Genomic DNA, 13875 nt, shown 5'->3' with positions numbered 1-13875 from the left:
GGTTCGGGGCGCGGCGCCGTCGTGCTGTGCGGCTCCCTCCGGTGTTCGGGAATTTCGGGGTCCTCCGGCGCGTCCGATATCCTGGAGGTCCGGTTGCCCGGCCGTGCGCGTGCGGTCGACGAGCCGGTCCGCCTCCTTAGCTCAGCTGGCCAGAGCACCTGTCTTGTAAACAGGGGGTCACCGGTTCGAATCCGGTAGGGGGCTCCACCGGTTCGCGCCTTCCCGGGCGCGACCACTCATGACGTGACATGTTGCGCTGGGATCTCACGCCGCCGGCGGCATCCGGGGCGCTCTGCAGCAGAGCCGACGGGGACACGGAACCGAGCCTCCGCACGTCCGGTGCCGGTCCGTGATGATATCGGGGGACGCGCGGGGCAGCGCCATGCCCCTGCGTCGTCCGTCGTCCGCCGCGGGCCCCCGACCCTCCGGCATCCCGGGCGACGGTCCCCCCGTGCGTGGGCGACGCCCACGCGGACCGACCCTGGAGGGCCCCTGCTTCCCATCGTGCGGCGACGTCTGCGCCCCCCGGCCGCCGCGGTGCTCGTCCTGCTGCTGCTCGCGCTCCTCCTCGTCCCCTCCGGGGCGGTGCGGGCGGCGGAGGAGGAGCCGCAGGGGCCGTACCTGGGAGCACTGCTCGACTGGGGAGCGGACACGGCGTCGGGCCACGCCGAGCGCCTGGGCGCGCCGGCGGCCGTGTACGGGCGGCCCGTTCCGCTGCCGATGAGCGTGCAGGAGCAGGGCCACCTGCGGGACTACCTCTCCCAGATCTCCGAGCAGGGCGCCCACGCCCTGCTCACCGTCCGTCCCGAGATCGCGCTGGACCGGGTGGACGAGGCGCAGGCGGCCGTTCTCGCGGGTCGCATCGCGGACGCCGCGGAGGGATTCCCCGGCACGGTCTTCGTCCGCTTCGCCCCGCAGATGAACGCTTCCTGGATCTCGTGGGGCCAGCGGCCCCGGGCGTACACCGAGGCGTTCCGGACGCTGGCGAGCGCCCTGGACGACGAGCTCGAGGACCCGGTCATGGTGTGGTCGCCCACGGCCGGGGCGGACTACCCCTTCCGGGACGCGTCCAGCTCTCCGCCGCGCGAGGACGACCTGGCAGTCCTGGACACCAGCGGCGACGGGGTCTGGGACGGCGACGACGACCCCTACGGTCCCTACTACCCTGGCGACGACGTGGTCGACTGGGTGGGGTTGGTCGCCTATCACGACGAGACCGGCAGCGGTCCGGCCCGCAACGTCCTGCCTGCGGCGGGTCGGTTCAGCGCCCTGCTGGGCACCGCGGGGGACGCCGGAGCCGCGGCGGAGGACGACTTCTACGCGGCCTATGCCGTCGCGCGGGCGAAACCGCTCATGGTGGAGACCGGCGCGTTCTACAGCCCGAGGACGGACGGCCCGTCCGAGCGGGACGTCAAGGAGGCCTGGTGGGACCAGGTCCTCGGGACGGCCTCCGCCGGGGACCACGACCGGATCCGCGCCGTCGTGTGGAACGAGACGGTCGAGCAGCGCGACGACGGCGCGGTGACCGTCGACTGGCGCGTCACGGCCGACCCCGGGCTGGCCTCGGCCGCCGGCGCCCGGCTCCAGGAATCCGGCCTGGTCACCGGTCCGGTCGCAGCACCGGTCGAGCTCCCGGGCGCCGGCCCGGCGGCGGAGGGGTCCGTGCTCGAGGGTCCTGCCGCGTGGGGCGTGGCGCTGGCCGTGTCCGCGGTGGGCCTGCTCCTCTGGGTCCTGGCGGTCCGCGGACCGGCCAGGGCGTGGGCGTACGCGGACCCCTCCCGCCGGGACGTCCGCATCGACATGCTGCGCGGAGCGGCCATCGTGTTCGTGGTCGTCAACCACGTGGGGATCACCTCGGTGTTCCAGCTGCTGACCCAGGAGACGATCGGTGTGGTCTCGGGGGCGGAACTCTTCGTCCTGCTCTCCGGGGCGGTCCTCGGCATGGTGTACGGCCCGCGGGCGAAGGACGAGCTCGGCGAGGTGGTGGACCGCACCGCCTCGCGGGCCTGGAAGCTCTACGTGACCGCGCTCGTCGTGGTACTGGCCGTCTACGGCCTCAGCCTGCTGCCCTTCCTGGACGCGGGGGCCGTCACGACGTTCACGGACCAGGGGACCGGGGCCGCCGGGGCCGGGGCCGCGGGCACCACCTACGACCTCTACTCGGGGATGGAGGGGTTCCTGCAGTTCCCCGTGCCGGCCCACCTGATCCCGTCCCTGTTCCTGCTCCAGATCGGCCCGTGGCAGTTCAACATCATGGGCCTGTACGTGGTCCTGCTGCTCGTGAGCCCCCTGGTGCTGGCGGCCCTGGCGCGCGGGCGCGCGTGGCTGGTCCTCGCGATCAGCCTGGCCCTCTACACGGTGGGCACCGTGTTCCGGGTCCGGCTGCTGCCGTCCCAGTTCGAGGACTCGTTCCCCCTGCTGGTGTGGCAGGTCCTGTTCGTCGTCGGCATGGTGGCGGGGCACCGCCGGCGGCAGGTCGTCGCCTGGTTCTCCCACCGCCGGCGGCGGCCCGCGCTGGCCGCATGTCTCGCGCTGACCCTGGTCTGTGCGCTCTTCGCCTGGTCCAGTCCCTACCTCACCAACGCCTACGACGTCCGGCTGGCCCTGCTGCCCGAGTCGACGTTCCGCACGGTCTACGACGCCCTCTTCGGGCGGACCTACCTCGGGATCGGCAGGCTGGTGAACGTGCTCCTCGTGGTGATCGCCGGCTACACCGTGCTCAGCGCCTACTGGAGACCCCTCCGGCGCACGCTCGGGTGGTTCCTCGTCCCGCTGGGGCAGGCCACCCTCTACGTGTTCGTCGTGCACGTGTTCCTGATCCTGGCCGTGGCCAACGTGCCCGCTCTCCAGCAGGGGAACCTGTGGCTCAACACCGCCGCCTACGTCGTGGTCCTGGGCCTGCTGTGGGTCATGGTCCGGACGAGATTCCTGTTCCGGCTCATTCCCCGCTGAGCCGCGGTGCGGTGCGCCGCAGCGCCACCACGGTGACGTCGTCGGGATGCCCCTGCTCCCGCGCGAAGGCGACCGCCCGGTCCACCAGCTCCGTGGCGGGCAGGCCGTGCAGCTCGGCCCCGACGGCCCGGTCGAGGGTCTCCTCCAGCGAGGGGAAGAAGTCGAGGAACCCGTCGCTGACGACCACCAGTGTCTCGCCCGGCGCCAGCACGGTGCTGCGCAGGTCCCAGGTGTCGTCCGGGAAGACGCCCAGCGGGGGACCGGACCGCTCCAGACGCCGGTAGCCGCCGGCGGAGAAGACGAACGCGAGACCGTGCCCGGCGTCGACGTAGTCGATCCGCCCGGTGGCCGGGTCCAGCCGGGCGGAGAAGGCGGTGACGAACGCGCCCGTGTCGGACAGCAGCTGCTGCGACGCCAGGGCCACCCGGGCGAAGGTCCGGTGCTGGTCGTTGAACTGGGCCGCGCCCACGAGCATCGCACGGACCGAGGCGGCGATCAGCGCCGCGGGAATGCCCTTGCCCATCACGTCGGCCACGTGCAGCTGCAGCTGCCGGTCCTCGAGCAGGTGCCAGGCGAAGAAGTCCCCGCCGATGGCCTGGGTGGGCACGCAGCGGCCGGCCAGCTCGTACCCGTCCAGGCGGGGCGCGGTGCGGGGCATGAGCACCTGCTGGACCTGGGCGGCGCGGTCCAGCTCGTGCTGCAGGGCCAGCTCCCGCTCCACCCAGGCGGCCATCTCCCGGAGCAGCGTCCGCTGCTCGGCGTCCAGGGTGCGAGGGCGCGTGTCGAGCAGGCACAGGGAGCCGATGCGCTCACCCCCCGGCGCCTCCAGCGGCTGTCCCGCGTAGAACCGCACGTGCGGATCACGGCGGACGAAGACGTTGTCGCGGAACCGGTCGTCGGCGGTGGTGTCGGCCACGACGAGTGCGCCCGGCCGCTCCACGGTGTGGCGGCACATCGAGTCACCGGGGGGAGTGTTCTCCAGCCCGTCCAGTCCCGCCTCGGCCTTGGTCCACTGCCGGTCCGCGTCGATGAGGTTCACCGCCACCATGGGAACGTCGAACATGCGCTGCGCCAGCCGCACGATGCGGTCGTAGCGCTGCTCCCGGGGGGTGTCCAGCACGTTCAGGGCGTGCAGCGCGTGCACGCGCCGGCGGGCGGCGGCATCGGCGAGCTCCAGGGGCATGCCATCACCCTACTCAACGGTTGCGGGTCAGGGCGCCGGGACCGGACCGGGGCCGCCGTGCCGCAGCCACCGGGCGTGCAGCGCGGCCGGAGAGGACGGGACGGCAGTTCGGAACGGCGGTTCGTGACGCAGGCACATCGGCTCCGGTCAGCACATATGACGTGGCCGGCCGGGGCGTGGGGGAGAGGCTGCCCCCCAGGTGCTAATTTGCGTTCGCTCATTCCTCTCGCTCCGTCCGACACCCCCCCCCGGGCGCGCCCACCGTCGGCGGAGCGACCACCCCCTCGGAAGGCCCCCCCATGCCTGCTCCTGCTCCGTCCCGTCTCCGCCGCTCCCTCACGGCGGCGGCCGCCGCCGTGTCCCTGGGGCTCGTGGCCGTCCCGGCGGCCCACGCCGGGCCCTCGGTCCACGCCCCGACCGGACCGGCGGCGCTCGCCGCGGCGAAGAAACCGGTCGGGTCCGTCACCGCGGCCCCGGCCCAGCCCCGGATCCGCACGTGCCCGCTGCGCTTCGGCGTCGGCACGGCCGGTGGCCCCGCCGCTTCCACCGAGCTCGCCGAGGTGGCCTCCCTGGCCGGGGAGAAGCCCTCCATCGTCCTCTCCTACAAGGACTTCGCCCAGCCCGTCCCCCACTGGGAGCTCGAACAGACCCGCGCGTCCGGGGCCGTCACCCTGCTGACCTGGGAGCCGTGGATCTGGGGCGGCGGGGTCGACCAGCCGGCACACTCCCTGGACGCGATCGCCGCAGGCGTCCACGACGCCCACATCACCGACTGGGCGACCCGGCTCGCCGACTGGGGATCCCCCGTGATGCTGCGCTTCGGCCACGAGATGAACGGGAACTGGTACCCGTGGGCCGAGGGCGTCAACGGCAACGGCGCGGGGGACTACGTCGCCGCCTGGCGCCACGTGCACGACATCTTCACCCGCGCGGGCGCCGACAACGTCCAGTGGGTGTGGAACCCCAACGTGCCCTACTACGGTTCCACGCCCCTGGACGGGCTCTACCCCGGCGCAGACTACGTCGACGTCGTGGCCCTCGACGGCTACAACTGGGGCACCTCCCAGAGCTGGTCCAGCTGGCAGCAGCCGTGGGACCTCTTCGCCTACGGGCTCTCCGAGATGCGGCGACTGGCTCCCGGCAAGGAGATCGTCATCGCCGAGACCGCGAGCGCCGAGGCCGGTGGGTCCAAGGCCGAGTGGAACGCCCACCTGGTGTACTACCTCGCCCAGCAGCACGACGTCACGGGCCTCGTCTGGTTCCACCTCGACAAGGAGGTGGACTGGCGGATCAACTCCTCCACCGCCTCGGTCCAGGCCCTGTCCGCCGAGCTCGCGAAGCGCCCCTGCCCGTGACGACCGGGACGCCGTGCGCCACACGGTGTCATGGGAGTCACAAAAGCAAACAGCGCGTGTAGCGTGACCCCCACGGCCGACGCCGCGCCACCGCCCTGCCCGCGGCGGCGTGGCACCGGTCCGTCCCCCCAGGACCGTGTCGAGGAGTCCCCCATGGCAGTTGCCTTCCGTCCACCGCCCGGCCGCCGGTTCGGGCCCCTCGGCACGGCGCTGCTCGTCGTCGTGCTCGCGGGGTGCGCCCCGGGCCAGGAGCCCGGCACCACCGCGGCGTCCAGTGCGAGCCCGCCGGCGGCCTCGACGGGCCCCACGCCCGCGGCGTCCGGGGACGCCGCGCCGGAGGCCCCGGACGGGAGCCCGGCGCCGTCGGGCAACGACGTGGCCCCCTACGACACCACCTCCACCCGGGACGCCGCCGGCTCCTTCGGCGCCGCCCAGCGGCTCGGCGACTCCCTCGAAGCCGTGGTGACGGGCCCCCGTCCCGGCACCACGGGGGAGCGCCCGGTCCGGGCCGCGCCGGGCACCCCGGTGCAGGTGTTCACGCTCACCCTCACCAACACGGGCGGCACCCCGGTCGACGCCGTGCCGTGGTCCTTCCCGGTCGCCGTCGACGGCGGGGAGCCGGCGCCCCCGGTCTTCGACGACTCGCTGGGCGTGCCGATGGAGACCTTCGCGACCATCGCGCCCGGGGACAGCGCCTCCCTCGAGGTGGCCTTCTCCGCGGCGCACGACGCCGACCTGGCCGTCCGCGTCTTCGACAACACCACCCCCGACCACTACGTCGAGTTCACCGACTGAAGCCCAGCAAGGGACCCCCATGAAGATCTCAGCTCTGCGTCTCCCCGCCGCCGTCGCGGCCTGCTTCGCGGTCGTCCTCGCCGGTGCCCCGGGAGCGTCCGCGGCCCCGTCCGCGCCCGTCCCCGGCGTCTCGACCGGACCGACGACGACACCCGGACCCGCGGCGGGTGCCGTCGCGGCGGCCGTGCGGCTCGAACCGGTGGACGACCGGTCCACCGTGGCCGGGGCGGGGACCTCGCTCGTCGACGTCCTGGCCAACGACGGCCTCGAGGATCCCTCCGCGGTGCGGCTGCTGCTCGTGGACCCCGCGGTCCCGGAGACCGAGGACCAGCTCGTCGACGTGCTGGACACGGACCTCGGGTCACTGCGCGTGGTGGGCCCGGACACGGAACCCGCCGACCTGCCGGCGGGGTGGGAGGCGCCCGATCACCCGGTTCTCGCCCTCACGTCCGCACCGGAGCACCAGGACCGGGCCCGTCCGAACGAGGGCCGTCCCGCCGGGATCCGCCCGGTGGAGGTGGTCTACTCCGTGGTGAACACCGCCGGGGCCACCGCCCGGGCCGTGCTGACGGTCGCTCCGGATCCCGGTGCCGCTCCGTCGTCCGGCGCCGAGCCGACCGCCGAGCCGACCGCCGAGCCCACCCCGGCCGCGGAGCCGTCGTCCGGCGCCGAGCCGACCGCCGAGCCCACCTCGGCCGCGGAGCCCGTCGAGGAGCGGCCGGCCACCTCGGGGACGGAGTCCTCGCGGACCGCGGCGGCCGCCGCGGCCGCCGCCGACGTGCCCGCGGGGGTCCGGCAGGCCCTGGAGGCCGCCGCGGTCCGCGCGGGCTCCCGGACCGGGGAGCCGACCGCCGGGATGCGCCCCTGGAAGGGCGGCTGGGAGTGGCCGCACGAGAAGGGCGTGGTCCTGTGGTCCGCGGCGCACGGCGCGCACTTCGTGCAGCTGCGGGGCGCGATCGGCCACCGGTGGAGCACCACGGGCGGCGTGGAGGCGCTGGGCTGGCCGGTCGACGACGAGTCCTGCGGGCCGGCCGGGGACGGGTGCCGGCAGTCGTTCTCGGCCCACCGCACGATCTACTGGAGCTCGTCCACCGGGGCGCGGATCGTGCACACCCGGGGTGCGATCGGCCACAAGTGGATCCTCGGCGGCCGCGAGGCCGGCAGCTACGGCTATCCCACGACCGACGAGGTCTGCGGGCTGGCCGGCGGCGGGTGCCGGCAGTCCTTCACCAAGGCGCACACGATCTACTGGAGCTCCGGGACGGGGGCGCGGGCGGTCAAGACGAACGGCGCCATCGGGCTGCGGTGGATCGCCACGGGCCGCGAGCGGGGGACGCTCGGCTACCCCGTCACGGACGAGGTCGGCACCGGCACCGTGCACCAGAAGTTCCAGCGGGGACTCGTCACCTGGAGCCGGTCCGCCGGGACCCGGACGCACCTGTACAGCGGCGAGTGCCACCACCTCAACACCGGGCGCTCCGTGCAGCCGACCCGCAACGCGGCCCGCGTGTCCCTGACCATCGCCGAGGGCTACGGGCGCTCGCAGGCGACGTTCGTCAACTGCGTGCGGATCGGCGGCAGCTACGTCGAGGAGTGGCGGACGTCGGCCTACGTGGGCGCCAGCGGCTTCAAGCGGCCCGGGGTCCCCTCGGGGCACACGCAGTACCTCTACTCGCCGCAGGGCTCCTACTCGGTCACCGAGTCCTTCGGCGTCTACAACCCGGGCACCGCGCTGCCCTACCGGCAGCTCAACCCGAGCTCGCGGTGGGGCGGGCGCCCGGGCGCGCTCTACAACAAGTACTTCGAGTCGACCGGCTACACCTGGCCGGACGAGAACATGTGGTACTTCTCGCTGTCCGGCGACTACCGGCTCGGCGTGGTGATCAACTACAACCGCCCGCCCGACTCCTCCATCGTCCAGGGCAACGGCTTCGCGATCTTCCTGCACGCGAACAAGAAGCCCACCGCGGGCTGCATCGCCCTGCACGAGCACGAGGTGGCCCGGTACATGCGCACCGCGCGGCCCGGTGACCGGATCATCATGGGCGTGCGGGCGGACCTGTTCCGCTGACGGACCGGGGACACCAGGAGAGGGGCCGCGCGGCGCGCGGTCCCCCTCCGTCGTCCGTGCGGGTCACGGACTACTCCACGGTCTGCTCCACCCGGGCCTGTTCCCGGCGGCCGAAGGCCCACAGCACCAGCTCGCTCGGCACGGCGCGCAGCACGCGCACGGTCCCCGTCCGGCCGCGGCCGCCGCGCACGGCGCCGTAGGACGGGGCGATGAGCACCACGGTGTCCTCCTCGTCCTTGAGCACGACCTTGGCCGTCAGGGTCAGGGAGCGCCACAGGGTCTGCTCCTCGTCGTGCAGCAGCGGCCGCTCGTGCCAGCCCGGCTGGGCGCGGCGGACGTCCTCGTGGTGGACGAAGTACTCGACGGTGTTCATCCGCTTGTCCACCGCTCCCAGTCGAGCGGGCGAGTACAGCGGGGGGTGCTCCACCTTCCGCACGAGCTCCTCCCACGGCTGGCCGGCGACCGCCTGCTCGGCCCGGCGGGCACGCTCGCCGAGCACGGGCACCCGGGGCAGGACCCGGCCGACGAGGACGTCGGGCCGCCCGGAGCGCAGGACGAGGTGCACGGCGAGCTCCCGGGTCCTCCAGCCCTCGCACAGGGTCGGGGCGTCGGGGCCCAGTCGGCGCAGGAGCGCGGCGAGGTGCCGGCGCTCGACGTTGGCGAAATTGGTCACGGGATCCTCCTCGTGGCACCGCCGTCGGTCGGCGGGGCCGTCCTGCGACCCACGCTATACCGGGCGCGCGCCCGCCCGGAACCGGCGCGGCGCCGGCCGGGCTCAGCCGCGGGGCACGGGGGGACCCAGGTAGAGGAGCACCGAGGTGAGACCGGCGACCACGACCGCACCGGCCGCTGCCGCCAGCCACGGGCTGCGCAGCGACCAGGACTCCAGCCGCTCCAGCACGGTGGAGGGGCTCTCGCCGCCGGGGGCCAGTCGCCAGCCGCCGGCGAGCCGGCCCGTGCGCGCCGCGCGGCGCTCGAAGGGGATCGTGGCCCAGGGGACGACGGCGCTGGCCAGGCCCAGGGCACCGAAGCCGGCGGACCACCGCTGGTCCACCCAGACGAAGCACGTCACCACGCAGTACCCCAGGAACACGATCCCGTGCACCGTGCCGAAGACGGGCACGAAGAGCTCCGAGACCCCCGAGTACTTCAGGACCATGCCGAGGATCAGCAGCGTCCAGGTCACCGCCTCCGCGAGCGCGAACCGTCCGTAGAGCTCACGGGGTGTCATGGGGGTGCTCTCCTGTCCGTCGGGGTCGCTGGGTGCTGGGACGTCGTCGAGGTCGGGAGGGCACGGGATCACGTCCGTCCTCCGCCACCAGGATGATATCCGCGCCGCCGGTCGCGGACGGACGGCGCCGGCGGCCGGTCGCCGGCCGGCCGGAGAGGCAGGCCGTCCCCGGAGGAAAGGGGCGCCGTCGTCGAATGTGGCCTTTCGTGAAGTGGATCACCACAACCCCTGGTAAAACCACACGAACTCACATAAACTCAAGGGAACGCAAGAAGAATCCGCCGTCCCGTTCGTGAGGTGCACGTCATGTTCGCAGAAGAACGCCAGGCCGAGATCGCCGAGCTGGTGCTCACGACCCGTCGGGTCAACGGCGCGGACCTGGCGCGCCGCTTCGACGTCACGATGGAGACGGTGCGCCGGGACCTCGCGGCGCTCGAGACCGAGGGCAAGCTCCGCAGGGTGCACGGGGGCGCCGTCTCCGCGGACCAGTCGACGTCCGACGAGAAGGCGATCTCGTCCCGCAAGCACCTGAACACCCCCGAGAAGCGGCGGATCGCGCAGGCCGCGTTCGACCTCCTGCGCACCAGCGGGGCCGGGGCGGTCGTGCTCGACGCCGGCAGCACGGTCGAGGCCCTGGCCGATCTCATCGTCCGCACCGACTCGACCCTGCCCGACGGGCAGGAGCAGCTCATCATCACCCACGCCCTGCACATCGCCGCCAAGCTCGCCGACGCCTCCGGCATCGGGCTCGAGCTGGTCGGCGGGCGGGTCCGCAAGCTCACCTGGGCCGCCGCCGGCGGCCGGGCCGCGGAGCACTACACCCGGCTGCGCCCGGACCTCGCGTTCGTGGGCTGCAACGGGATCCACGCCGCGTTCGGGCTGAGCACCCCGGACCCCATCGAGGCGGTCGTCAAGACCGCCATCATCCAGACCTCCCGCCGGGTCGTGGTCCTCTGCGACTCCGCCAAGCACGATCAGGAGACCCTCATGCGCTTCGCGTCGCTCGACGAAGTCGACACCCTCATCACCGACCGGGCACCCGGTCCCGACCTGGCCGCCGCCCTCGAGGAGGCCGACGTCGAGGTGGTGATCGCGTGATCCTCACCGTCACCCTCAACCCGTCCCTCGACCGCACGGTCGAGCTCCCGGCGCCGTTGCGCCGCGGCGCCGTCCAGCGCGCCGACGGCGCCCGGCAGGACGCCGGGGGCAAGGGCGTGAACATCTCCCGGGCGCTGCGCGCCAGCGACGTGCCGACGCTGGCCGTGCTGCCCGGCGATCCCGGGGACCCGCTGCTGGCGGAGCTCGCCGCCGCCGGGGTCCCACACGAGACGGTCCCCGTCGGCGCCCCGATCCGCTCCAACATCACGATCACGGAGCCGGACGGGACCACCACCAAGATCAACGCCCCGGGCGCCCCGCTGGGTCCGGAGCACGTCGACGCCGTCGTGGAGCTCCTCGTGGCCCGCGGCGCGGACGCCTCCTGGGTGGTCCTGGCCGGCTCCCTGCCGCCCGGCGCCCCGGAGGACGTCTACGCGGTGATCGTCCGCCGTGTCCGGTCGGCCCTGGGGGAGCGTTCGCCCCTCTTCGCCGTGGACACCTCCGGGGCGGCCCTGCGAGGCGCCACCTCCGGCGACGACGCCCTGCCCGACCTCATCAAGCCCAACGGCGAGGAGCTCGCCGAGCTGGTGGGAGAGGTCGACGGCGAACGGCTCGAGGCCGACCCCGACCTCGCCGCCGCGACCGCCGCCGCGCTCGTGGAGCGCGGCCTGGGCGCGGTCCTCACGACCCTCGGCGCCGGCGGGGCGGTGCTCACCGTCCCGGCGGGCTCGTGGCACGCCGTCCACGCCCCCGTGGCGGTGCGCTCCACCGTGGGGGCCGGTGACAGCTCGCTCTCGGGCTACGTCATCGCCCAGGAGCGCGGCGACGCGCCGCCGGAGTGCCTGCGTCAGGCCGTGGCCTCCGGGTCCGCGGCGGCCGCGCTGCCGGGCACCCGGGTCCCCGCCCTCTCCGAGACCACCCCCGGGGCGGTCACCGTGCGGGAGCTCCCCGCACGCGCCGTCTCGACCTGAACCGACCCACCCCACCTCATCCGAACCACCCGGGCCACCGGCCCGGCCGCTCAAGGAGGACACCGTGTCCGAGCTCATCACTCCCGACCTGGTCTCGCTCGACCAGGACCTGGGAGCAGACAAGGAAACCGTCATCGGACGGCTCGCCGACCTGGTGCAGCGCACCGGGCGCGCGGAGCAGCTGGACGGGCTGCTGGCGGACGCCATCGCCCGCGAGAACAAGACCGCCACCGGCATCCCCGGCGGCATCGCGATCCCGCACTGCCGCTCCACCGCCGTGCTCGAGCCGACGCTCGTCATGGCGCGCCTCCCGCAGGGCGTCCCCTGGGGCGCCAAGGACGGCCCCGCCGACATCGTCTTCTTCATCGCGGCGCCCGAGGGCGCCGACCAGACCCACCTCAAGCTGCTGGCCAAGCTGGCCCGCTCGCTGATGAAGAAGGACTTCGTGGCCGCCCTGCGCGCCGCGGACTCCGAGCAGGAGATCGTCCGGATCGTCGACGACGCCCTGGGGCTCGGCGGGAGCGCCGAGGGCGCCACCACGGCCGGGGCCGCCGGCGCCACGTCCGCCGCGGCGGTGCCCGCGTCGGTCGACGGGAAGCACGAGGGCTCGGGTGCCGCTCCGGCGCCCGCCGCGCAGACCTCGGAGCCTGCCGAGGGCGCGGCGTCGCACGCCGGCAAGAAGATCGTGGCCGTCACGGCGTGCCCCACCGGCATCGCCCACACCTACATGGCCGCGGACGGGCTGACCTACGCGGCCGAGGAGATGGGGGTCGACCTCCAGGTCGAGACCCAGGGCTCCGCCGGCTTCACCAAGCTTGACCCCGCCACGATCGCCGCGGCCGACGCCGTGATCTTCGCGACCGACGTCGACGTCCGGGACCGGTCCCGATTCGCGGGCAAGCCCTACGTCGCCTCGCCGGTCAAGCGCGGCATCGACGAGCCGAAGGTCATGATCGAGGAGGCCCTCGCCAACGCCGGGAACCCGAACGCCAAGCGCGTGCAGGGGGCCGCCGGCGGCGCCGCCGACGAGGCCGCCTCCGAGGGCGGCCGCGAGGGCTGGGGCACCCGCATCCGCAAGGCCGTGATGACCGGTGTGAGCTACATGATCCCGTTCGTCGCCGCGGGCGGTCTGCTCATCGCCCTGGGCTTCATGGTCGCCGGTGCCGACATCGCCAACGTCGCCGACGACATCCTGGGCGCCTCCACCCTGTGGAACCTCGGGGACGCCACCGCGGTCCAGTACATCGGGGCCGTGCTGTTCAAGATGGGCGCCCTCGCCATCGGGCTGCTCGTTCCCGCCCTGGCCGGCTACATCGCCTACGGTCTCGCCGACCGTCCCGGCATCGCCCCCGGTTTCGCCGCCGGTCTGGTCGCCAACTTCATGGACGCCGGCTTCCTCGGCGGCATCGTCGGCGGTCTGCTGGCCGGTCTCGCCGCGTACTGGCTCTCCCAGCCGAAGCTGCCGCGCTGGCTCGGCTCGCTGATGCCCGTGGTCATCATCCCGGTGCTGGCCACCCTGTTCTCCTGCGGCCTGCTGCTGGTGGTCCTGGGCGGGCCGATCGCCCTCTTCATGGCGTGGCTGACCGGGATCCTCGCCGGCATGACCGGGGCCAGCGCGCTGGCCCTCGGCGCGATCCTCGGCTTCATGATGGGCTTCGACCTGGGCGGACCGATCAACAAGGTCGCCTACCTCTTCGCCACGGCCGGACTGGGCGCCGCGACCGCCACGAACACCGCCCCGCAGGAGATCATGGCCGCCGTCATCGCCGCGGGCATGGTGCCGCCGCTGGGCCTGGCCCTGGCCTCGCTCATCGCCAAGCGCTACTTCACGGTGGCCGAGCAGCAGAACGGCAAGGCCGCGTGGCTGCTGGGAGCCTCCTTCATCTCCGAGGGCGCCATCCCGTTCGCCGCCGCCGATCCGCTGCGCGTGCTGCCCTCCACGATGGTGGGCGGCGCCGTGGCCGGGGCGATCTCCCTCAGCTCGGGGGCGCTGTCCCCGGCGCCGCACGGCGGCGTGTGGATTCTGCCCCTCATCGGCAACCCGCTGATGTTCCTGCTCGCGGTGGTTGTCGGTACCGTGGTCACAGCAGTCGTCGTCGTCGCCCTCAAGCACGTGGGCGGAGCGCACGGGCGGGTGGCCGACGCCACCCGCGCGAGCGATGACGCCGCCGCTGTGCCGACCACCGCCTGAGCGACGTGCACGGGCCCCGGCAGGGGCC

The 13875-nt window shown here is 73.9% G+C and carries 10 protein-coding genes and 1 tRNA gene; 8 read left to right on the top strand and 3 right to left on the bottom strand.

What is annotated here, in order from left to right; genetic code table 11:
- Positions 1–130 precede the first annotated feature (130 nt).
- Together ACFU0Y_RS12110 and opgC are read left to right on the top strand one after the other, a co-directional pair.
- Positions 131–207 (top strand) — tRNA-Thr (locus tag ACFU0Y_RS12110).
- Positions 208–504: 297 nt separating this feature from the next.
- Positions 505–2952, top strand: a complete 2448-nt coding sequence (opgC, locus tag ACFU0Y_RS12105) for an OpgC domain-containing protein (protein ID WP_380214769.1) — start codon at positions 505–507, stop codon at positions 2950–2952.
- Here the strand turns inward: opgC and ACFU0Y_RS12100 are convergent.
- The gene (locus tag ACFU0Y_RS12100) at positions 2939–4135 is read right to left on the bottom strand and encodes a PP2C family protein-serine/threonine phosphatase (protein WP_380214768.1); all 1197 of its coding nucleotides are present in this window, start codon (positions 4133–4135) and stop codon (positions 2939–2941) included. The two genes, opgC and ACFU0Y_RS12100, sit on opposite strands and share 14 nt — an antisense overlap.
- Positions 4136–4434: 299 nt before the next feature.
- Here ACFU0Y_RS12100 and ACFU0Y_RS12095 point away from each other — a divergent pair, with 299 nt between their 5' ends.
- The 3 genes from ACFU0Y_RS12095 (at position 4435) to ACFU0Y_RS12085 (ending at position 8356) form a co-directional block, all read left to right on the top strand.
- Positions 4435–5490 carry a glycoside hydrolase family 26 protein gene (locus tag ACFU0Y_RS12095; protein ID WP_380214767.1) on the top strand — a complete coding sequence of 352 codons (1056 nt, stop codon included), beginning with the start codon at positions 4435–4437 and terminating at the stop codon, positions 5488–5490.
- Positions 5491–5643: 153 nt separating this feature from the next.
- Complete coding sequence (locus ACFU0Y_RS12090; protein WP_380214766.1) at positions 5644–6285, top strand: hypothetical protein; 642 nt, start codon at positions 5644–5646, stop codon at positions 6283–6285.
- 19 nt (positions 6286–6304) lie between these two features.
- A complete protein-coding gene (locus ACFU0Y_RS12085) occupies positions 6305–8356 on the top strand; it encodes a L,D-transpeptidase family protein (protein ID WP_380214765.1) in 2052 nt (683 codons plus the stop codon).
- Positions 8357–8426: 70 nt separating this feature from the next.
- Here ACFU0Y_RS12085 and ACFU0Y_RS12080 read toward each other — a convergent pair whose 3' ends face one another.
- The gene (locus ACFU0Y_RS12080; protein ID WP_380214764.1) at positions 8427–9029 is read right to left on the bottom strand and encodes a TIGR03085 family metal-binding protein; all 603 of its coding nucleotides are present in this window, start codon (positions 9027–9029) and stop codon (positions 8427–8429) included.
- A gap of 102 nt (positions 9030–9131) precedes the next feature.
- Complete coding sequence (locus ACFU0Y_RS12075; RefSeq protein WP_380214763.1) at positions 9132–9587, bottom strand: DUF3817 domain-containing protein; 456 nt, start codon at positions 9585–9587, stop codon at positions 9132–9134.
- Between the two features lie 306 nt (positions 9588–9893).
- Here ACFU0Y_RS12075 and ACFU0Y_RS12070 point away from each other — a divergent pair, with 306 nt between their 5' ends.
- From ACFU0Y_RS12070 to ACFU0Y_RS12060, 3 genes are all read left to right on the top strand, one after another.
- A complete protein-coding gene (locus tag ACFU0Y_RS12070) occupies positions 9894–10685 on the top strand; it encodes a DeoR/GlpR family DNA-binding transcription regulator (RefSeq protein ID WP_380214762.1) in 792 nt (263 codons plus the stop codon).
- Positions 10682–11656 carry a 1-phosphofructokinase family hexose kinase gene (locus ACFU0Y_RS12065; RefSeq protein ID WP_380214761.1) on the top strand — a complete coding sequence of 325 codons (975 nt, stop codon included), beginning with the start codon at positions 10682–10684 and terminating at the stop codon, positions 11654–11656. Before ACFU0Y_RS12070 ends, ACFU0Y_RS12065 begins: the two co-directional genes overlap by 4 nt.
- A 64-nt stretch (positions 11657–11720) precedes the next feature.
- Positions 11721–13847 (top strand): fructose-specific PTS transporter subunit EIIC, encoded by a 2127-nt coding sequence (locus ACFU0Y_RS12060; protein ID WP_380214760.1) that lies wholly within the window; start codon positions 11721–11723, stop codon positions 13845–13847.
- Positions 13848–13875: the final 28 nt, after the last annotated feature.

Source organism: Kocuria sp. NPDC057446 (assembly GCF_042802875.1).
GTDB lineage: Bacteria > Actinomycetota > Actinomycetes > Actinomycetales > Micrococcaceae > Kocuria.
This window is presented reverse-complemented; position numbering and strand designations above follow the sequence as displayed.

Coding starts and splice junctions, on each gene's coding strand:
- ACFU0Y_RS12100 (WP_380214768.1), bottom strand. CDS start 4,135: ATGCCCCTGGAGCTCGCCGATGCCGCCGCCCGCCGGCGCGTGCACGCG.
- ACFU0Y_RS12095 (WP_380214767.1), top strand. CDS start 4,435: ATGCCTGCTCCTGCTCCGTCCCGTCTCCGCCGCTCCCTCACGGCGGCG.
- ACFU0Y_RS12090 (WP_380214766.1), top strand. CDS start 5,644: ATGGCAGTTGCCTTCCGTCCACCGCCCGGCCGCCGGTTCGGGCCCCTC.
- ACFU0Y_RS12085 (WP_380214765.1), top strand. CDS start 6,305: ATGAAGATCTCAGCTCTGCGTCTCCCCGCCGCCGTCGCGGCCTGCTTC.
- ACFU0Y_RS12075 (WP_380214763.1), bottom strand. CDS start 9,587: ATGACACCCCGTGAGCTCTACGGACGGTTCGCGCTCGCGGAGGCGGTG.
- ACFU0Y_RS12070 (WP_380214762.1), top strand. CDS start 9,894: ATGTTCGCAGAAGAACGCCAGGCCGAGATCGCCGAGCTGGTGCTCACG.